Below are 18501 nucleotides of genomic sequence, written 5' to 3'. Positions count from 1 at the left end.
TAGATTATAAGTTTTCAACCACGACGTTGCTGCCAAAATCTTCGCTAAACAGCAGCTCAATTATTTTTGCCGCCGTATATTCAGGTGTCTGCAGCTTGCCCTCTTCTGCGAACTGAATAAATTGATCAACATAGGGGAAATCCGCTTTGGGCACCGAACGCATCTCAGCTTGCATTTGAGTATCAATCATACCCGGATAGACGGATACCACCTTGGCCGGATACGGCTGGTTCAACTGCTCCAGGCTCACGCTTTTGGAAAAAGAGTCCAAGCCCGCTTTCGAGGTGCTGTAACAGCTTTGCGAAGGCAGCAAATAGCGGGCAGATCCGGATGAAATATTCATAATCCGCTTATCCCCTTCAAAGTCCCTTGTATGCTTGAGGAAATTCGCAGTAATAATCATCGGAGCCAGCAAATTAATATTTACATTTTCAATGATGCTTTGAGCTGGGTTTTGTTCGATAGGTGCCACTGGAGCCAGCATCCCCGCATTATTAATTAAATAGAAGCCTGTTATTTCTGTGTCCTGCGGAATCATGCTGAATAACGCCGTGAACATAGACTCCATTTTCAGCAGCTGATTCAAATCGAAGGGATAATAAGTCATACTCGTCTTGCTGCGAATCGCCCGCTCAATCAGCTGTTCATTTTCCGCCCGTGATAGGCAAAATAAATGATGATCCTCTGCCAGCAATTGCTCCGCCAATGCTTCTCCAATCCCTCTAGATGTGCCTGTAATAAAAAAGATTTTCATTTAGCCTTTCCTCCCTATTTCACTTTTCTAATGCTCCTCTTTCGCCGCTTCCAGCAGGACGCTATCGACCGTTTCCTTCCAGACTCCCTGATAGTCCATGACTACCTTCATCATCATGCAGCGGGATAAATTATCGATGACCAAGGCGAGCATATGGGCTTTATACGCTATGTTTCGCGGAGCTACCGCCCCTAATTCCACGCCCTTCACCAGCAGATCATGAAAGCCGTTCAAAAACTCCTGCTGCATATCGGTCAGGCGCGCTCGGTACAGCTCATCTCGCTCAGCAAGCATCATAAATTCGCTCAACACCCTGAGCGAGGCTAAATGCTCCTTGCTGCCATCCGGAAGCATATGTAGTCCGCCCTGATACAACGTTTCCCTAAAGCTTGTGCTCGTAACAGGCTCCTCTTGAAAATATTTACCGAAATGATGATTTTGAAAAATAAATTCATACGTCCGGCTGACCAGCTCTTCCTTCGTCGAAAAATGATAGTAAATCGACGGCTTCGTAATGCCGACTTTGCCCGCAATCATGCTTAAGCTCGTTCGTTCGATCCCATGCTCGGCAAAAAGCTCAAATGCCGCCTCAATAATTTGATTCGTAGTAAGCTCTTTTTTCTTCAACCTGCTCCACTCCTTATTTCACTCTGCTGGAAATGATTATAGGCGATAGGAAGATGGTTCGTCAATAATTTAACTACCGATAGTTAAAAAAATTTTATATGGATTGACAACAGCACTCAAATCATTTATTTTTGTTGTACATACAAAATAAAGAACAGGAGAAGCAATTATGACCAAGCAGCCTCAAACCGATACCAAGCCGCTGGATGATGCCTTTTTGCATAGCTGTATGTATTTCACAACGAACCGTCTGAGCCGCGCAATAACGCGGATGGCGGATGAGGCCTTTGCGACGACGGGACTTGCGCCTGCCTATGGCTATTTGATTCGCCTGGTCGTTGGCAAACCCGGCATTGCGCAGAAGGAGCTTTCGGAGAAGCTGTATATTACCCCCTCCACGCTAACGCGTTTCATTGATAAGCTTGAAGCAAAGCAGCTGGTGGAGCGTCAGGTTCAAGGAAAGACCGTGCTCGTCTACCCGACCAACAAGGGCAAGGAGCTGGTACCGTCACTTCGTGAGGCTTCGCTCAAGCTGAAGGCGACCTATGAAGCCATACTCGGCAAGGAGCTTGCTGACCAGCTAACCCATGATCATGAAATAGCGAGTGAGCAGCTAGAGCGCTAGAATGTGCGTGCCGGTTATAAAAGCCACTTCATGTGTGGATCCGGCTAATCCCCATTCTTTTGAACACCCTCATTCATTTTATTATTTTGCTCTTATTGAGCATCGTTTTTAATTTTGTATGTACAACGAAAATTGAAAGGGCGATCTAAATCCATGAGTCTTCCTCAATCGCAAGCCGGGCTGCAGCCAAAACCCCGTTTTTATTATGGCTGGATCATTGTGCTGCTAACCTTCGCCACACTGCTCGTGTCGGCGGGTATCCGCTCGCTGCCAAGCATATTGCTTGTCCCATTTCAAAATGAGTTCCATTGGAGCCGCGGCAGCATATCCAGCGTCATCTCCATGGGCATTTTACTATACGGCCTAGTCGGGCCATTCTCCGCCTCCATGCTGCTGCGCTTCGGTGTGCGCAAGGTCGTCATAAGCTCGCTTGCGCTGCTCGCCGTTAGTCTTGCAGCAACGCCGTTCATCCACGCCTTATGGCAGTTCAACCTGTTGTGGGGGCTGGTGTCCGGACTTGCAACGGGCATGATGGCAAACGTGCTTGGCGTGACGGTAAGCAATATGTGGTTTGTGAAGCGAAAAGGACTTGTCATTGGTTTGCTGACAGCAAGCGCCGCTACTGGCCAACTGCTGTTTCTTCCTTTATTTGCAAAAATGACGGCTGATTTCGGGTGGCGCTATGCTATTTTTACAGCTATAGCGGGCGTTCTGCTCGTTCTCGCTGCGGTAGCCATCTGGATGCGCAACCACCCTTATGATGTTGGAGCCGCTGCCTACGGCTCAAGTGAGATTGTAAAACCAACTGCCTTCACGGGGAGCCTGCTGCTGACTCCACTGCGTAATCTCAGGCTGGCTATGAAAAATTCCACGTTTTGGCTGCTGGCGGGCACCTTCTTTTTTTGCGGCTTCTCTACCAACGGCTTGATCGGCACCCATCTAATTGCTGCTTGCGGAGACCATGGCATGGTGGAGGTTGCTGCGGCTAGCCTGCTCGCCATGATGGGACTGTTCGATTTGTTCGGAACGACCATTTCCGGCTGGCTATCCGACCATTTTGACAGCCGCAAGCTGCTGTTCTGGTATTATGGACTGCGCGGGCTGTCGCTGCTGTTTCTGCCTTATGCGCTTACAGCGACGCCAGCCATGCTCGTCGTATTCTCCGTTTTCTACGGTCTCGACTGGATCGCTACGGTTCCCCCTACCGCTAAACTAGCTGGCGAAACGTTCGGCAAGGAAAAATCCGGCATGATTTTCGGCTGGATTGTCGTTGCCCACCAGCTCGGCGCTTCTACCGCAGCCTATGGCGCAGGGGTCATGCGCGATTGGTTCGGCAGCTATTCGCAGGCGTTCGTCATCGCTGGATTTGTATGCTTCTTCGCAGCGTTGATGGCGCTGCGCATTAGAAGAAGCCCCGCTGCCACCATTCAAGCGGTATAACAGACACAAAAAAGAAGCCATGAGCCCCGTCTTCTCTGACGATGCTCATGGCTTCTTTTCATCCTGAACAATTGTTACCCTCTCTTACTTGAAAAACACCTTGTCCACATTGTATTTCGCTCTTAGCTTATTCACGATATACGTCTCGTAGATTTCTCTATCCACCGGCTCTTCAATGATGCAAACCTCGATCGTCGTCACTTCGTCACGATGCGGCTTCATTGGGGATACCGAATCTTCAAAGTGCTTCTTGATTCGTGGTCTGAGCTTTCTTGCCTTGCCGACAAACAGCAGCTCCTTGCTCTTGTTGTAAAACATAAAGATGCCGCCCTTGTCGCGGGGAATCAGGTGAAAATCAGTAAAGCCATAAATATTGCTAAGCTCAGGAGAAATTTGCTTCTCAATCGTTACATCCGGTGTTGGTATCGTAATCTTAATCACGCGCAGCTCACGTCCTCATTCAATATAAGAGTAAATACTACCACAAAACCCGCCGCAACACCATTTCAAATTTCCCCCTTCTTTCTGCCCCTGCTTATTTACGTTGAAAATATGTATCCATATAATAAAGCATGTTCGCCAGCAGCTTGATGCCGGTGAACATGCTTTTCTCATTTCGCTTCACAATTAAATGCCGTTAGCTTCCTTTAGCTGGAATACAGCGAACAATACGTACGCGTGAAATTCCCTGCCAGCAAATCTTCTTTGCGAATATAAAATTGCAATTCCCCGGCATCCCACCAGCAGAAACCTACATCTTTATCCGAATCAAGAGTTAGCAGCACGAGCGTATCCGCAACCTCCTGCTCAGCTTGTCCAACGTCGCCTCCGAAGTGGTCCGCCAGCTGCTTCATCGCTTTGTCCGGGCTGTATTCATAATGCTTGCCCGTCATCAGCATCAGCGCCGCCTCTATCTCGCAGTCGCCATGCTGCGTTGCCGGATAGCCGAATATGACAGCTAGATCGCCATCCTCGCTGCCGCTCAATTCATGGGTTAAATCCTCGTATTCCTCATAATCATGCTCTTCATCTTCTACTAGCTCACTATCGACATAACCATAGCCGGGAAGCTCAATCGAGGCGCGGCCCACCACCTCATAGCCGATATAGTCGGCATCCTCCAGCGACGTTTCCTCAGGAGCAAGGCGGCGCTTGGCACCTGCAAGCTGCTCGTCTTTCAAATGCAGGACGAAATGGTCAATATGATAAGCGGGCTCATCCACTCCTAAGAAAAAATAAAGCATGCCGCCATGCGATAACCGCGAGGCCGCATCATGCGGTGCCAATTCCTCCAGACGCAGCTGCGCCAAAAAAGTCATCGGTGTACCCTCTTGATCAAGCGGCCATTCTATTTCATCAGGAAGATCGGGATCTCCGCCAATTCGCGATACGCAGGTTTTAGAATAATCCGCTATATTCCGCTTCGCCAAACGCACGCCTTCGCGGGCGTGTTTCATTAAATAGTCCAAGGCGTGGGTATACTCCTGTTCTTGCAGCAAGTGTTCCAATTTTTCCTGATTTGGTTTTGTTAATGGCATAAAATCAAGCTCCTCATGGACAATATAGTAGACCCTTCTTTTATTGTAAACGATTGCCTACTTCATGCCCATAATTTTCGGAAGTTCATCCAGAAAACGTTCCATTGTAATCGGGTCACTTGCGTTCCAGCTAATATCAGCCGTATAAGCATGATTGTTTTTAACAGCAGGGGTCGATTTCCAAAGCGGGCCTTCCATCAGCTTTTTCGCTTCCGCTTCATCATCTGTTCCGGGTGAACTGAGTAAAAATACATGGTCCCCCGCATAATCAGGCAGCACCTCCATTGAAATGAGCGAGAACACCTCCTTCTTGTCGATGAGCTCCTGCACCTTCGCGCTCGGGCTAAAGCCGCCCGGCTGGTAAAGAGACATCGTTAAGCTGAAATTGCCCATGACATAGAAATCACCAGCTAAGCTTAGGTAGACCGTTGCCGACTCGCCTGGCTTCAAGCCGATTTTATCCCACATCACCTTCGCCTTAATCTCATAGCTGGCAATCCAAGCCTCCGCCTCCTGCTTCTTATTGACGATGTCAGCAACCTCTCGCAAGCGATCAAACGTTGCCGCATCTCTATTGAAAATGACAGTCGGCGCGATTTTGGACATTTTCTCGAAAATTTCGGTGTCATCGGGACCGCCATATCCAGCCTGTAAAATCAAGTCAGGCGCAAGCTCCAGCACCTTTTCCATATTATGCGGATAGCCAATATCGACAACTCCCGCCAAATCCTCTTTATAGACGTAAGGCTCATTCACCCAATCGTTCCCCGCAGGTGTAATGCCCAGTGCCAACAAATCACCTGGTATGTCGCCGAGCAATACGATTTTCTGCGGATGGGTTGGAATCGCAACCTCATGTCCGCTAAAGTCCTTGTAGAGCCGTGTTGCTGCCTCTGTCGCAGTTGTTGCAGCTGATTCAGCCGGATCAGACTCGGTAGACCCGATTGCAGTTGGTGCCGACTCCGTGGCCTGTACACCGCCAGAGCCACAGGCTGCTAATAAACCGAAGGTTAATAATAGTACAGCGGCAATGAATATTTTGACTTGTTTCGTAGACATGTGAGAACCCCTCTTTTTATTATGTGATAATCATTATCAATATACTGGATACTGCCATCTAGTACAATGGACAAAACAGGCCTTCTGCTCATTCACATCAGATGAAAGAATTAAGACGGGCATTGATTTGGATAGGTGAAAGTTATAACCTCACTGTTTGCAGGCGTTAATGGAGAATGGTAAGACTAAAGAGAGAGAAAGGCAGGAGCCTTGAACGGCCCCTGCCTTTCTCTTTTTTATTCCACGATCATGTCAATTTCCTCATGCTGCTCGTCGAACGTAATGCGCAGCCCTTTATTGTCGAGATACCACAAATTGGATTCCTCCATGAAGAAGGTAATTCCTTCTACGGTAGCGGTAAGCCCCGGATTTATTGGCAGTTCCTTATTAACGCCTAGAGACAAGCCCGGCACTACAGTGCTGCAGCCGCCAAGCTTTATAAATATTCTGACCGACTCTCCATTTTCCAGTTCCAACTGCTGCTTATACCAGCTCGCCGCTGGCTGCTCAACGATTAATTGCATATGTGTCAGCCCCTTCCATTCAATATTCGCCACTTGAATGATGCTCCTTCAAGTACGAATACCTTCATCATCGCCAATTGGCGGGCTGCTGTCAATGCAGATGCCTGTATTTGCCCAGGCCGTTCATTCCCCCAAGCTGGCTGCTGCTTTAACCTTAAGCCGATATTCCTGCGGGGAAACTCCCTCCAGCTCCTTGAACACGCGGGTAAATTGCTTGCTGCTCTCGAAGCCTAAAGCACTCCCGATATCCTGCATTTTATCGCCCGTGTTTTCCAGCAGCTCCTTTCCTTTGCGGATACGCAGCTTTTTCAAAAACAGGACGAAGCTTTCTCCTGTATGTGATTTAAACGCCTCGCTGAAATAAGAATAATTAAGGCCGACGTAATTACTGACAACCGCCATATTGAGTGGCCGGGCATAGTTCGCTTCCATATACGATATAGCCGCGTTAATTTCCGCATGCTCGTTATAGGCAGAACGTATGTCTCTCACATACTCATTTACACTGTATAACAAATGCTCCAGACTGCGGTAATAGTCGTGAAAGCTGCGAAAATTGTCCATGCTGCCGACTCTGCGGTACAGCTTCAGCACGTCAATAGATGCCTCCCCGTATAGGCGGAACACTTCATCGAGCACCTGCTCATTTATTCGCTTGCCCACCTGGCGCAGATAACCGATCTCTACATCAGCCATTTCATCAATTCGAAAAATAGCTTTAAGCAGCGCCTGTATTTCCTTCTCCCGCTCGGTACCCAGCATATTGCCAAGCTTGCGTATGTCATTATCCGGCATCGGATGCATGCGGCGCTGCGACGTCCGAACATCCTGATACTGGAGCAGTCGGCTGCCCGGATATAGAAAGGAATAGTGCAGCGCTTCCTCTGCCTGCTTATAGCAGCTGCGCAAATCCTCAAGCTTAGCCGCCTCTGAGCTTAGTCCCAAACGCAGCCCTTCCAGCTCCTTGCCGCCAGTTAGCCGCAGCAGCTCGTGGAACTGCGCCGCCTTCCCCCCAATTAGGACAAGCCTTCCTCCGGCATCCACAAAAGAAGCATCGACCGTCCCTCCAAGCTGCTCCAGCATACTCTCAATGAGCTGCCCCAGTTCATTGCGGTTCATCGCTTCTCCATTCTCGGCTTTGTAGCTGAGAACTGCTACATAGCATGGCAAGGTGATTGATTCGAAGGGTATTTCATTATCAGGGTGCAGCTCCTCCTCCTGCCCATGCAGCAGTTCTCCTTGACTGAGCCACTCTTTCAAGCGGCTCAGTCGAACCTGCTCGCGGTATTTGTCGCCCTCTGCTGTTTTGCGTACAAGCTCTGCCTGTGCCTGCAAAATGCTTTCACTTTTGCGCAGCGCTTCGAAGAGCTCATCCCGGCGAATCGGCTTCAATATATAATCTCTGACCTGGTACTCAATCGCTGCCTTCGCATACGTAAACTCATCATAGCCGCTCAAAATAATAAAAACAGGCTTGCGCTCCTCCTCCGGCTGCTGCATCACTCGCTTGATCAGCTCAATGCCATCCATCACCGGCATGCGAATGTCCGTAATGACGATATCCGCGTGCTCGCTCCCATATTGCGCCAACGCATCCTCTCCATGAATGGCTAACCGAATATGGTAGAAATCTGGAAACTCACGCTCGATCATCGTTTTCAGGCCGATTCTTATATTTTTCTCGTCATCCACGATCAGCAGCCTTTTAATGGTCATCCCCTCCTCCAGCAATCAGCACCTTGGGCAGCGTGATGATGACTTCAGTAAAATGGCCTTTCTCGCTGTGCACCTGCAAGCCATAAGGCCTGCCGTAATAAATGCGAATGCGTTGATGCACATTGCGCAGCCCTATGCCGTACAATGGCTTTGCGCTTCGTTCATATTCATCCATCAGGCGCTCGTCCGCCCGTTCCAGATGGATGCGTTCATTCAGCAGCGCAAGCGGCTCAGGAGAGATTCCTGCACCATTATCGCGCAGCGTTATGACAATCCCGCTATCCGCTTGCTCGAAGGCAGCAATCTGGATGAGGCGCCGCTGCTCCCCTAGCTCTGGCCAGGCGTGCTTAAGTGCATTTTCTACAATCGGCTGCAAGGACATTTTAAGCATCTCGACTTCCAGCAAGCCCGGCTCAATGCTCCGTTCAAGGACGACGGGCTCGTCAAAGCGAATATTCATGACATCGATATAGTTTTGAATATGGCGAACCTCATCCTGCAGGCGCACATATTCGCCTGACCACTTGAAGTTGTAGCGCATCATGCCGCCCAGCGACGTAAGCGAGTCAGAGATGGTGCGCTGGTTTTCAATTTCGGCCAGCATTTTAATATTTTCCAGCGTATTGTACAAGAAGTGTGAATCAATCTGGCTGTGCAGCGTCCGCAGCTCGGCTTCCTTCGTCAGCGCCTTCTTCCTTACGCCTTGAGCAATCAGTTCATTAATCGTTTGCATCATTTTATTAAAATGGAATGCCAGCTCGCCGATTTCCCCGCCCCCGCTGAGGGGAAGTCCAGCCGGCGTCTCGCCCCGCCTGACCTTCTTCATCGCATCGGTTAAGCGCCGCAAATTTTTGAGAATAATAGCATTCATCATATACGTGATAATAGACAGCAGGCCAATGAGCCCCACATTAACCGCCATAATTTGAAATTGCCCCTTCGATACGCGCTCATATACCGACTCCAAGGAAATGATATTGAGCAGCTCTGCATCCGCTTGTTCTACGGGCGTACGAATGAGCAAATACGGATGATCGTCCACGGTAAAACGTATTTCATGCTGCCCAAGCTCCTTCATTGCGGCGAACTGCGCCTTAATGGCTGTGCGCAGCTTCGGATTGCTCCCTGTACCCGCGAAGGCTTGGAGCTCATCAAGCACAATGCTTCCCTTGCTGTCAGCCAGCATCATCTGCGAGCCCTCATCCTGCAAGCTTGCAAAGGCCTTGGGCGCAAAATGCTTCAGCAGCATTTCCACCTGAATGACGCCAGTTCGCTCACTCCCTGCCCGGACGACCCGCATAAGAGAAACCTTGGGCATCTGATTATGCACATCCGTCACATTCCGGTGCAAAATATCGGCGTCCTCCTCCTTAAACACCCACAGCTCCTTGCCATCCAGCTCCGCAAGCTCTGAATACCATGGCTCCTTCTGAATACGCCGCTCATGAAAAACAATCGGCCACATTTCCGATATATAGTCATTGTCTGCAAACAGGCGCAAATGGGCGATGTTCGGATTGTTCGTTTGAATATGGATAACATCGGTCAGCGGCCCCCGATATAAATCCAGCAGCTCCTCCGTCGTAAATTCCTTGTGTGTAGATATATACTCGGTAATGTCCGCGCTTAATATCGTAAGCTGGGCTGCCAGCTCCATCGCTTCAATTTGATTAAGTATATTAACCTTCTCCAGCTCCACCAAATACTGCCCCTGCCTAAGCGTGTCATTAATGTGGCTGTCTCTAATTTCGCCAAACAAATAATTGGATACTACAATACTTGGAAACAGTAAAATAAAAATATAAGCGGCGACCAGACGGCTTTGCATCGATCTTCTGCCCAGCCAATAAGCCGTCGTTTGAAAATAGCTCCGAATTTGCCTTCCCACGTTAGGCTCACTTCCATCTTCGCGGCTCAGCCCCTTGACCTTGCTTGCAGGCGGCAAAAAGCGCGCCCGTCCATAATGGATTGGGCGCACCTAATGCCGGGATGTATGCCCGGGTCTGGCCTGTATTAGTTAATGAATTCTGCCAGCTTCGCAACGTTCTCTTCATATTTTTTCTGCTTGTAGGCCTGAACGGTGCCAAAGCCAAGAGCATCGCGCTTGCTCAAATACTCCTGCCACAAGCTGTCGAATTCGGCATCTGACTTCGCAAGCAGTAGCCTCGGAAGAACCTTGCCAAATTCATGATCCAGCTTCGTCTTCATAATGCCTTCCTCGGATGCACCCGTCGGGTCAAGCTGATCAAATTGCGACAGGCTGAGCGCCTTTCCGCGCGTCCAGTCTTCCATCTGCTTGAATGGCTCAACGGCTGGCGGCGACCATTCCGGCGTTAAATTCGTATCCATCAGCATCCAGAACGTATGGGAGGCGCCATATTTTTTATCGAAGGCCCCACGATCGGAATTAAGCAGCTCCAATACATCAGGAAGAAATTGGTCTTTCCCGTCTATTGTATCCCAGGTTACGCCCTGCTTGCCGAAAAACATATCCCGCTGGCCCTCTTCTGAAATAAGGTAGTCCAGGAAGCGGATCGCCCGCGCTTTATCCTTCACATTTTTGGAGATGAGGGTAACGGTCCAGCCGGAAATCGATGGCCCTGCAAGCGTTGCTTGAGCCTGCGCAGCATTAGCCGGCCCATCCACCGCAATATAAATGGAATTAGGATCGTTTGCAAATAGCGCATTTTGCTGGTTAGCCAGATCAGACCTCGAATACAGCATCGCAAAGTAACGGCCTTGAGCGATTTTCTCCTCCATTTGCGGGCGTTTATCGATAAATATGTCCTTCGAGAGCAGGCCGTTTTCATTCGCTTGGCGCATCGTCTTGAGCCATGTTACATATTCAGCATCTGTATCGCGATCATAAAGATGTCCATCCTTTTCATAAGGAATAGCTAAGAAGTTTTGAATGTAAGCTTGCAGCGAGCTGTTGCCCTTCTCATTAAAATCATACATGCCCAGCGGAATTAACGGCTGGCCGTTAATGTCGGGAAATTTCGCTTTTGCAGCATCCAATGCTTGAAGGAACCCTTCCGTTGTCCGCATATCCGGGCTGCCGATGGCCTCATACATGTCCTTGCGTACGAGGAATGTCTGTGTAGAGGTGATGCTGTCGCCGAACTTCTCGTAATCCTTCGGTGAGGAGGAGGCGTTCGGATACCCATAGATATGGCCGTCCTCTTGCTTGTACCAGGCGAGCTTCGCCGGGTCGGTCACCTTGTAGAAATAAGGATCATACTGGTCTGCCAGCTCATTAAGCGGAAGCACCATGTCGCCTTCTATCATCTTCTTGACGGCATCCTCGTACCAGCCAAGCGTAATGAAATCAGGCAGGCTGCCCGATGCGATCATCGTGTTCATCTTCTCCGCCTCATTGCCGGCAGGGACGATGAAGTTAATATCTACGCCTGTTTTCTCCGTAATATACTTGGAGGTGTCATCTACGCCCCACTTATTAGGAAACCACGCAAAATTAATATACCAATCGAACGTAATTGGGCTTTTATCCACTTCCCAGCCTTTATCCTCCTGCGTCAGCTTCACCTCACTGGAAGCTGCAGGCTTGCCTTCATTCGCAGCCCCCTCGTTCGTGTTGCTGTTTGATGAGCAGGCTGCCGTAAATACAAGGACAGCCGCAAGCGGCAGCAATAGCAGCTGCTTTAATGCCGGTTGTTTAACCATGTTTATTTTCCCCTTTTCTTTTTGAATAGACTGAAGACTAGCCCTTAATAGAACCGATCATCATGCCTTTGACAAAATACTTTTGCAAGAAAGGATAGACCAGCACAATCGGCAGCGTCGTGACGACCATCGTTGCCAGCTTGATCGACTGCGACGTAACCGTTTTGCCAACGCCTCCCGGAATGGCGGCTACCATCTGATTCGAGCTGGACTGTGCGACTACCCGGTACAAATACGTTTGGATCGGCTGTAAATCCATGTTGTTCATATAGATGACGCCGGCAAAATAGTCATTCCACTGATACACCCCATGGAACAGCGCAATCGTCGCAATAACCGGCAGCGATACCGGCAGCACCACCTTGAGGAAAATGCCCCAGTCATTCGCTCCGTCGATTTTCGCCGCTTCCTCCAGTCCATCAGGAATTTCCCGGAAGAAGGTCATGAATATAATGAGATCGAAGAAGCTGAACATCGCCGGAATAATATACACGAGAAAATGGTCCAGCAAATGCAAATCTCTAATGAGCAAATAAGTAGGAATCAAACCGCCGCCGAAAAACAACGTAACCGTACCAATTAAAATGTAAATTTTGCCGCCAATAAGTCCCCTGCGGGAAAACGCATAGGCTACCATCGCGGTGAAAAAAACATGCAGCAGCACGCCAAGCAGCGTTTTCGCTACCGTAATGCCCATTGCCGTCATAATGCCCGCGCTTTGGAATACCGCCTCGAAGCTTTCTACGCTGAACACCCGCGGCCACCAATAAATGCCACCGCGCATCCCGTCCTGCCCTTCATTGAATGCATTCACGAGAACGTACCAGATGGGGTACAGGGTCGCAAAGCACACGAGCAGCATGCCGAAGCCGTTGAAGAAGTCGAATACCGCTTCTCCCTTTGTTTTTCGTTTCAAGCTGAGCAAGGCTAGTCGCCTCCTTCCTAAAACAACGATGTGTTATTGATTTTTTTCGTTACCCGATTGGCGATGAGCAGCAAAATAAGGGCGATAACGGATTTGAACAAGCCGACCGCGGTTGCATAGGAATACCGTCCCTGCTGCATGCCCGTCTGGTAGACGAACATATCAATCACATTGCTTGCGCTTTCATTTAAAGCGTTTCTCAGCACCAAAATTTGATCAAAGTTGGAGTTCAAGACGCCACTGACCGCCAGAATGAACAAAATCGAAATCGTTGCTTTGATGCTCGGCAGTGTGACGTACCACATTTTCTGAAAGCGTCCTGCCCCGTCAATCGTAGCGGCCTCATACATTTCGGGCGATACGCTCGAAATCGCAGCCAAATAAATAATGGCGGACCAGCCAAGCTCCTTCCATATATCCGAGGTAATAATGATGCCCCAGAAATAACCGGGCTCTGCCAGGTACGAAATCGGCTCCTTAATGACGTTAAGCGCCAGCAGCACATGATTGACGATACCGACATCTGACAGCCAAGTCGTCAGGATGCCGCCAAGAATCACCCACGATAGAAAATGCGGCAAATAGGATATCGTCTGCACCGATCTTTTGAACAGCACCGACCGTACCTCGTTCAAAAATAAAGCGAATATAATCGGCAGCGGAAAGCCGATTGCCAGCTTGATCAAGCTGATGCCCAGCGTATTGCGCATCACATTGACGAAGCTCTCATCTTGGAAAAATTCTTGAAAATGCGACCAGCCCACCCAAGGCGCCGCGCTGATGGGCTTAACGATATTAAATTCTTTGAACGCTATGATAATGCCGTACATCGGAACATAATTGAAAATAATCATCCATAAAATGCCAAGCAGCGCCATCACCTGCACATGCCTCTGGCCGTACAGCTTCCTGAACCATCTGCTGCGCTTGGCCGCTCTCGTGCTTGCTGCAAGTGCTGCCGCCGATTGTGCTTCGTGCCGTATTTTCACCGTATAAATCCCCCATACTACGTTGGAATCTTGCTCTGCAAAATGAAATGCCTTCTTTATTCATTGTAGACGGCAGCCTCCGTTCCGGTAAGGCTTCAAATTTCGCATTTGGGGCTCATTTTTCGGGTCAGCAATGACATTTCCTACTAATGCTTGCCGCAAACGCAAAAAGAGCCTGCTCAACCATTTATGGTTAAGCAGGCTCTTTGACTAGTTTCATTAATATGTCATTCGAAATGGCAGCTTAAGCTGCCATGATTCCATTATTTTGAAGAGCAGCTTGAGCTTGTGCATCTGCCGGGCGATAACCTTTTTCCAACAGCTCTTTAATGTACATTTTATTATAAATGAAAGAAAAGATGATCCCTGGAAGCCATGCTCCAAAGCCTAGAGTAAAAATACCTACTGCGATTGCCGCTACAAGCATAATTGCCGCCCATTTCAAATCGCCTCTAAATAGAGCTGGAAAAAAACCAAAAAATAAAGTTGTCCAGCTAAACCCAACTTTTACTTCTTTAATGGCACCCGCGCCATTAACTAAATTAACACGCATAATACAATCTCTCCCTTATTAATATTCTCCATTTATAAATGTATTATAAGGACAAAGTATTATTTTGTCGATATTTAATTTAATTTGTCATTCTAGTATTACATTTTAAACGATACTAAACATACTGCCACCATTCGATTTTTAAATTTTATCTAGTTCTCACATAGCGTTAATGCTGAGATGACATTGCCGGAGTATAGTCGAACCATATTCAACTAAATAAAGGATGATGACACACATGGGCATTCATACGTACTTTAGATCCCTTAACGATTTGGAACGCATTATCCGCACACCAGGCAAATTCAAGTTCGAGGAGCACAGCGTGTCGGCTCACTCATGGAAGGTCGTCCAGTACGCCAAGACGCTTGCCGATATCGAGGAACAGCACGGCGTCACAATTGATTGGAAGAAGCTTTATGAAATTACAAGCAGCCATGATTATGGGGAAATTTTTATCGGAGACATTAAGACGCCCGTCAAGCATTATTCACTTGAACTGCGTTCGATGCTGCAGCAGGTTGAGGATGGCATGGTCGAGCATTTTATTCAGGAGAACATTCCCGAGGAGTTTCAGGCTATTTTCCGCAGACAGCTGCGCGAAGGCAAAGACCATTCCGTAGAAGGTCTCATTTTGGAAGTCGCCGATAAAATGGATCAGGTATATGAAGCTTTCGCTGAGCTCCAGCGCGGAAATACCGAGAAGGAATTTATCGTCATGTACCGCTACGCCATCATTAAAATCAAAAACATCGATCTCCACTGCGTGAAGTATTTCCTCGAGCATATTCTGCCGGACATTATCCAAGAAGGCACCCTCTCCCCCATTGACATTCGTAAAATAACAGAAGAAGCTCTCGCACAAGGTTAACGGCTGTCGCTGTCCTCTGGCGGCAAAGCTTCCGTTTCGAGGGTGAAATATAAGAAAAACGGCACTCCATCTCTCGATGAAGTACCGTTTTTTATTGTGCTTCTCCGTCTTTATTGCGGAAAATCAGCGTTAATCGTTGTTTCTTTCCATTCTTCTATACTTTTCAGCAGATTAGTAAGTTTATAGCTCGCCACTTGGTAAGCCGCATTTCCTAAAAGCAAACGAAGCGGCGGCTGCTCACTCTCCACGACTGTAATAACGGCTTCTGCCGCTTTTTTCGGGTCTCCTGCTTCATTTCCTTTTCCTACGCCTTCAAGTATGGCACCCATTACCTGCTTATATTCCGGAATCGATGGCTCGGTTTTGACTGAGGAACGTCCCGACCAATCCGTACGGAAGCTGCTTGGCTCTATTAACGTAACATGGATATGGAACGGTGCAAGCTCTTGAGAGAGACTTTCTGAAATGCCCTCGACCGCATATTTAGTAGCATGATAGTAGCCAAGTGAGGGAAAGGAGGCCAGTCCGCCGATTGATGAAAAATTAATAATATGGCCCGATTTCTGACCTCTCATCGTAGGTAGAACGGCATTTGTCATATTCATAAGGCCCCAGAAATTGATTTCAAACATTTTGCGCGTTTCTTCTTCCACGCTATCCTCAACGGCGCTGAAATATCCGATTCCCGCATTATTCACAAGGACATCTATCGTTCCGAATTTATCAATAGCGTGCTGAACAGCCGCTTTAATCTGTTCTGGCTTCGTAACATCCAGCTCCAAAGCGAGCACGCTCGTTTCATTGCCTTCTTCGAATCCTTTAAGCGTATCCTTATTCCTCGCTGTTACAACAACGTTATAGCCTGCCTTAATTGCAAAATCAGCCATTTCATATCCAAAGCCCGTCGAGCATCCCGTAATAAACCAAACTTTATTCGCAGCAGTCAACTTGATCACTCCTTATCGGTAATAAGACAAGGTTACTACTTGAAGTTAACTTTAAGTCAAATCAAATTTAAAAAAAGCTTTTGCCAAGCACAACGGCATCATAATAACTAATTTTCTGGTTGATCCGCTCCAAATGGAGGAGCGTCTGGGCTAGGTTATTTTCAATTCGCGCCTTATGCTGCGCCAGAAACTCTCTTCGTTCTGCTAAGGTTTCTTCCCCGCGGACATTCATATCCAAATATGCTTTAATTTTATCAATGGTCATGCCCGTCTCTTTTAATGCAATAATAAACCTCAGCCAGCCGATTTGATCCTCTGTATAAATTCTTTTTCCGCCTTCTGTCCGTTTAATATCAGGAATAAGGCCTTCTTTTTCATAATAACGAAGGGTTGAGGCGCTTAACCCCAATAAATGCTGAACTTCGCTGATGGAATACATAATGAGGTCCCCTTTAATTTTCATTTTCTATAAAAAGTAAGTTAAACTTAACTCTAATAGGATGCCCGGTCAACAACGGATCACTGCGAATTTTTTCCTAATGCGTCGTCACAAGCAGCTTAAAAAAAGAAACGGAAAACGCCTGTTTAAGCGCCTCCCGTTTCTGCTCATGAAATAATAATCATGCGACCCTATAGATTCTGCTGAGTAATGCCCGATTCCGGGTCGAACACCAGCATCTTCGTTCCAATTTTATCAATGAAAAACCGATCATGGCTTACGGTAACGACAGCGCCAGGAAAATGGATCAGCGCCTGCTCCATCACCTGAATGCTCGTTAAATCCAGATGGTTGGTCGGTTCATCCAGTATGATAACGGCTGCACCGGAGAGCAGACATTTAGCCAAAGCAACCCGGGCCATCTGACCGCCGGAAAGGCTGCCAATGACTTTGCTTAAATCCATCTCGGAAAATTGCAGCATCGACAGAAATTTATTCACCTTTTTCCGCGGAGCATCGAGTCCTAGACCGTACGTATTGACGGCATGGCTCACCGTATCCTTAGGATCAAGCTCCTCCCACATCCGGTTGAAATACGCATAGCTGACCCCTTTTTCCCAAGTGACCTCGCCGGATTCGGGCTTCTCCTGCCCCGTCAGCACCTTGATTAGCGTAGACTTTCCGCTTCCGTTCGGGCCAACGATGACGAGGCGATCCTCCTTCTGAATATCAAAGCTAACGTTCTGAAAAATCGAGCGCTCCTCATAGGCTTGCCCGATCTGCTTCACCTCGCACAGCTTGTCCGGGAAACGCAGCTTCTCATAAATATCCGTAATCAGCACGTTCACCGGATTCGGCGCAATCCGCTTCTTATTATCCGCCAATTTGCGGGATAACCGATCTTTGGACGATTTTTTGCTGGCGCGGCTGTCAATGGCCTCCGACTCCATCAGCAGCAGCTCTTCCTCCCACTCAAACTGGCGGTCCAGCTCCTTTTTGCGCAGCTTCTTCTTGCGAATGTAGTCCGTATAATTGCCCTCGTATTCCTGAAAATGATAGTTTTCAATCTCGATGATTTGCGTGACGACCTTGTCGATAAACTGCCGATCATGCGAGATCAAGATCATAGCGCCATTAAAACGGTAGAGCCACTGCTCCAGCCACGCGATGCCATCCATATCCAAGTAGTTGGTCGGCTCATCAAGCAATACAACATCGGGCAGCTCAATGAGCATTTTCGCTAAAGCCGCCCGGTTTCTCCAGCCGCCCGACAATTCGTCAATGGGCTGATGGCGCGAACGCTCGTTAAAGCCCAGCTTTGTCAGAACCGTGTTAATCTCGACGGACACGTTCCAGCCATCCAAATGGTCCATTTGTTCAAAAAGCTCCGCTTGTCTCGCCAGCAGCTCATTCATTTCGGCATCATCCGAAACGAAGCCCAGCTTTTCTCCGACCGCTTGCAGCTCCCGTTCAATGCTGGCAACCTGCTCGAAGCACATTTCCAGCTCTTGCTGGACAGACAGGCCTCCGCGCATTTCTGAAAATTGCGAGAAATACCCGATTTTGACCTTCGGATCTATTTCCACTTTGCCGCTTGTCGGCTCTTCTTTGCCCATAATGAGCTTGAAAACCGTCGACTTGCCGGCTCCATTCCGCCCAATCAGGCCAATTCGCTCCCCTTGGCTCACGCGAAAATAAATATCGCGAAAAATCATAGCCTCTTCATATTTCTTCGTCACATTTTCCAGTCGAATTACACTCATGCTATCACCCTTCTAGCTCCGTCAATCTACTAGTCATTATAACACTA

General features: G+C 48.3%; 18 protein-coding genes. 3 read left to right on the top strand and 15 right to left on the bottom strand.

Going from position 1 to position 18501, the window contains the following annotated elements; translation table 11 throughout:
* Positions 1 to 4: 4 nt before the first annotated feature.
* Together ABEW34_RS05425 and ABEW34_RS05420 are read right to left on the bottom strand one after the other, a co-directional pair.
* Positions 5 to 754, bottom strand: a complete 750-nt coding sequence (locus ABEW34_RS05425) for a (S)-benzoin forming benzil reductase (RefSeq protein WP_430155641.1) — start codon at positions 752 to 754, stop codon at positions 5 to 7.
* Positions 755 to 781: 27 nt separating this feature from the next.
* Entirely contained in the window at positions 782 to 1381 is a 600-nt protein-coding gene (locus tag ABEW34_RS05420) for a TetR/AcrR family transcriptional regulator (protein WP_430155638.1), read from the bottom strand.
* A gap of 169 nt (positions 1382 to 1550) precedes the next feature.
* Between ABEW34_RS05420 and ABEW34_RS05415 the strand changes: the two genes are divergently transcribed.
* Together ABEW34_RS05415 and ABEW34_RS05410 are read left to right on the top strand one after the other, a co-directional pair.
* Positions 1551 to 2006 (top strand): MarR family winged helix-turn-helix transcriptional regulator, encoded by a 456-nt coding sequence (locus ABEW34_RS05415; RefSeq protein WP_430155635.1) that lies wholly within the window; start codon positions 1551 to 1553, stop codon positions 2004 to 2006.
* Positions 2007 to 2159: 153 nt separating this feature from the next.
* Positions 2160 to 3446 (top strand): MFS transporter, encoded by a 1287-nt coding sequence (locus ABEW34_RS05410; RefSeq protein ID WP_430155632.1) that lies wholly within the window; start codon positions 2160 to 2162, stop codon positions 3444 to 3446.
* A gap of 84 nt (positions 3447 to 3530) precedes the next feature.
* On the opposite strand, the gene ABEW34_RS05405 is transcribed toward ABEW34_RS05410, so the two are convergent.
* The 10 genes from ABEW34_RS05405 to ABEW34_RS05360 form a co-directional block, all read right to left on the bottom strand.
* Positions 3531 to 3887, bottom strand: coding sequence for a nucleotide excision repair endonuclease (locus ABEW34_RS05405; RefSeq protein ID WP_338554318.1), 357 nt, complete (start codon positions 3885 to 3887; stop codon positions 3531 to 3533).
* Between the two features lie 206 nt (positions 3888 to 4093).
* A complete protein-coding gene (locus ABEW34_RS05400; RefSeq protein WP_430155628.1) occupies positions 4094 to 4984 on the bottom strand; it encodes a DUF1963 domain-containing protein in 891 nt (296 codons plus the stop codon).
* 57 nt (positions 4985 to 5041) lie between these two features.
* Positions 5042 to 6043: an ABC transporter substrate-binding protein gene (locus ABEW34_RS05395; protein ID WP_430155626.1), complete on the bottom strand. Its 1002-nt coding sequence runs from the start codon at positions 6041 to 6043 to the stop codon at positions 5042 to 5044.
* A 236-nt stretch (positions 6044 to 6279) separates the two neighbouring features.
* Positions 6280 to 6567 carry a HesB/YadR/YfhF family protein gene (locus ABEW34_RS05390; protein ID WP_430156176.1) on the bottom strand — a complete coding sequence of 96 codons (288 nt, stop codon included), beginning with the start codon at positions 6565 to 6567 and terminating at the stop codon, positions 6280 to 6282.
* Positions 6568 to 6690: 123 nt separating this feature from the next.
* Complete coding sequence (locus tag ABEW34_RS05385) at positions 6691 to 8283, bottom strand: response regulator (protein ID WP_430155623.1); 1593 nt, start codon at positions 8281 to 8283, stop codon at positions 6691 to 6693.
* Positions 8273 to 10171, bottom strand: a complete 1899-nt coding sequence (locus ABEW34_RS05380) for a histidine kinase (protein WP_430155620.1) — start codon at positions 10169 to 10171, stop codon at positions 8273 to 8275. The genes ABEW34_RS05385 and ABEW34_RS05380 overlap by 11 nt, the downstream gene beginning before the upstream one ends.
* 125 nt (positions 10172 to 10296) lie before the next feature.
* A complete protein-coding gene (locus ABEW34_RS05375) occupies positions 10297 to 11967 on the bottom strand; it encodes an extracellular solute-binding protein (RefSeq protein ID WP_430155617.1) in 1671 nt (556 codons plus the stop codon).
* Between the two features lie 37 nt (positions 11968 to 12004).
* Positions 12005 to 12829, bottom strand: a complete 825-nt coding sequence (locus ABEW34_RS05370) for a carbohydrate ABC transporter permease (RefSeq protein WP_430156174.1) — start codon at positions 12827 to 12829, stop codon at positions 12005 to 12007.
* 80 nt (positions 12830 to 12909) lie between these two features.
* Complete coding sequence (locus ABEW34_RS05365; protein ID WP_430155615.1) at positions 12910 to 13881, bottom strand: ABC transporter permease; 972 nt, start codon at positions 13879 to 13881, stop codon at positions 12910 to 12912.
* Positions 13882 to 14125: 244 nt separating this feature from the next.
* Positions 14126 to 14434: a DUF2628 domain-containing protein gene (locus ABEW34_RS05360; protein WP_430155612.1), complete on the bottom strand. Its 309-nt coding sequence runs from the start codon at positions 14432 to 14434 to the stop codon at positions 14126 to 14128.
* A 238-nt stretch (positions 14435 to 14672) separates the two neighbouring features.
* Here ABEW34_RS05360 and ABEW34_RS05355 point away from each other — a divergent pair, with 238 nt between their 5' ends.
* Positions 14673 to 15305: a YfbR-like 5'-deoxynucleotidase gene (locus ABEW34_RS05355; RefSeq protein ID WP_430155609.1), complete on the top strand. Its 633-nt coding sequence runs from the start codon at positions 14673 to 14675 to the stop codon at positions 15303 to 15305.
* A 110-nt stretch (positions 15306 to 15415) separates the two neighbouring features.
* On the opposite strand, the gene ABEW34_RS05350 is transcribed toward ABEW34_RS05355, so the two are convergent.
* The 3 genes from ABEW34_RS05350 to ABEW34_RS05340 all read right to left on the bottom strand — a co-directional run bounded on the left by ABEW34_RS05350 (position 15416) and on the right by ABEW34_RS05340 (position 18454).
* Positions 15416 to 16261 carry an oxidoreductase gene (locus tag ABEW34_RS05350; RefSeq protein ID WP_430155606.1) on the bottom strand — a complete coding sequence of 282 codons (846 nt, stop codon included), beginning with the start codon at positions 16259 to 16261 and terminating at the stop codon, positions 15416 to 15418.
* Positions 16262 to 16319: 58 nt separating this feature from the next.
* The gene (locus tag ABEW34_RS05345) at positions 16320 to 16691 is read right to left on the bottom strand and encodes a MerR family transcriptional regulator (protein WP_430155604.1); all 372 of its coding nucleotides are present in this window, start codon (positions 16689 to 16691) and stop codon (positions 16320 to 16322) included.
* A gap of 191 nt (positions 16692 to 16882) precedes the next feature.
* Positions 16883 to 18454 carry an ABC-F family ATP-binding cassette domain-containing protein gene (locus tag ABEW34_RS05340; protein ID WP_430155602.1) on the bottom strand — a complete coding sequence of 524 codons (1572 nt, stop codon included), beginning with the start codon at positions 18452 to 18454 and terminating at the stop codon, positions 16883 to 16885.
* Between the last annotated feature and the right edge of the window lie 47 nt (positions 18455 to 18501).

The sequence above is a fragment of the Paenibacillus algorifonticola genome, from assembly GCF_050481745.1.
In the GTDB taxonomy this organism is placed as follows: domain Bacteria; phylum Bacillota; class Bacilli; order Paenibacillales; family Paenibacillaceae; genus Pristimantibacillus; species Pristimantibacillus algorifonticola_A.
This window is presented reverse-complemented; position numbering and strand designations above follow the sequence as displayed.

Bases quoted from the DNA above. Each gene is read 5' to 3' on its own strand.
- ABEW34_RS05425 (WP_430155641.1), bottom strand. From the start codon at position 754: ATGAAAATCTTTTTTATTACAGGCACATCTAGAGGGATTGGAGAAGCA.
- ABEW34_RS05415 (WP_430155635.1), top strand. From the start codon at position 1,551: ATGACCAAGCAGCCTCAAACCGATACCAAGCCGCTGGATGATGCCTTT.
- ABEW34_RS05410 (WP_430155632.1), top strand. From the start codon at position 2,160: ATGAGTCTTCCTCAATCGCAAGCCGGGCTGCAGCCAAAACCCCGTTTT.
- ABEW34_RS05400 (WP_430155628.1), bottom strand. From the start codon at position 4,984: ATGCCATTAACAAAACCAAATCAGGAAAAATTGGAACACTTGCTGCAA.
- ABEW34_RS05395 (WP_430155626.1), bottom strand. From the start codon at position 6,043: ATGTCTACGAAACAAGTCAAAATATTCATTGCCGCTGTACTATTATTA.
- ABEW34_RS05390 (WP_430156176.1), bottom strand. From the start codon at position 6,567: ATGCAATTAATCGTTGAGCAGCCAGCGGCGAGCTGGTATAAGCAGCAG.
- ABEW34_RS05385 (WP_430155623.1), bottom strand. From the start codon at position 8,283: ATGACCATTAAAAGGCTGCTGATCGTGGATGACGAGAAAAATATAAGA.
- ABEW34_RS05375 (WP_430155617.1), bottom strand. From the start codon at position 11,967: ATGGTTAAACAACCGGCATTAAAGCAGCTGCTATTGCTGCCGCTTGCG.
- ABEW34_RS05370 (WP_430156174.1), bottom strand. From the start codon at position 12,829: ATGCTGCTCGTGTGCTTTGCGACCCTGTACCCCATCTGGTACGTTCTC.
- ABEW34_RS05360 (WP_430155612.1), bottom strand. From the start codon at position 14,434: ATGCGTGTTAATTTAGTTAATGGCGCGGGTGCCATTAAAGAAGTAAAA.
- ABEW34_RS05355 (WP_430155609.1), top strand. From the start codon at position 14,673: ATGGGCATTCATACGTACTTTAGATCCCTTAACGATTTGGAACGCATT.
- ABEW34_RS05345 (WP_430155604.1), bottom strand. From the start codon at position 16,691: ATGTATTCCATCAGCGAAGTTCAGCATTTATTGGGGTTAAGCGCCTCA.
- ABEW34_RS05340 (WP_430155602.1), bottom strand. From the start codon at position 18,454: ATGAGTGTAATTCGACTGGAAAATGTGACGAAGAAATATGAAGAGGCT.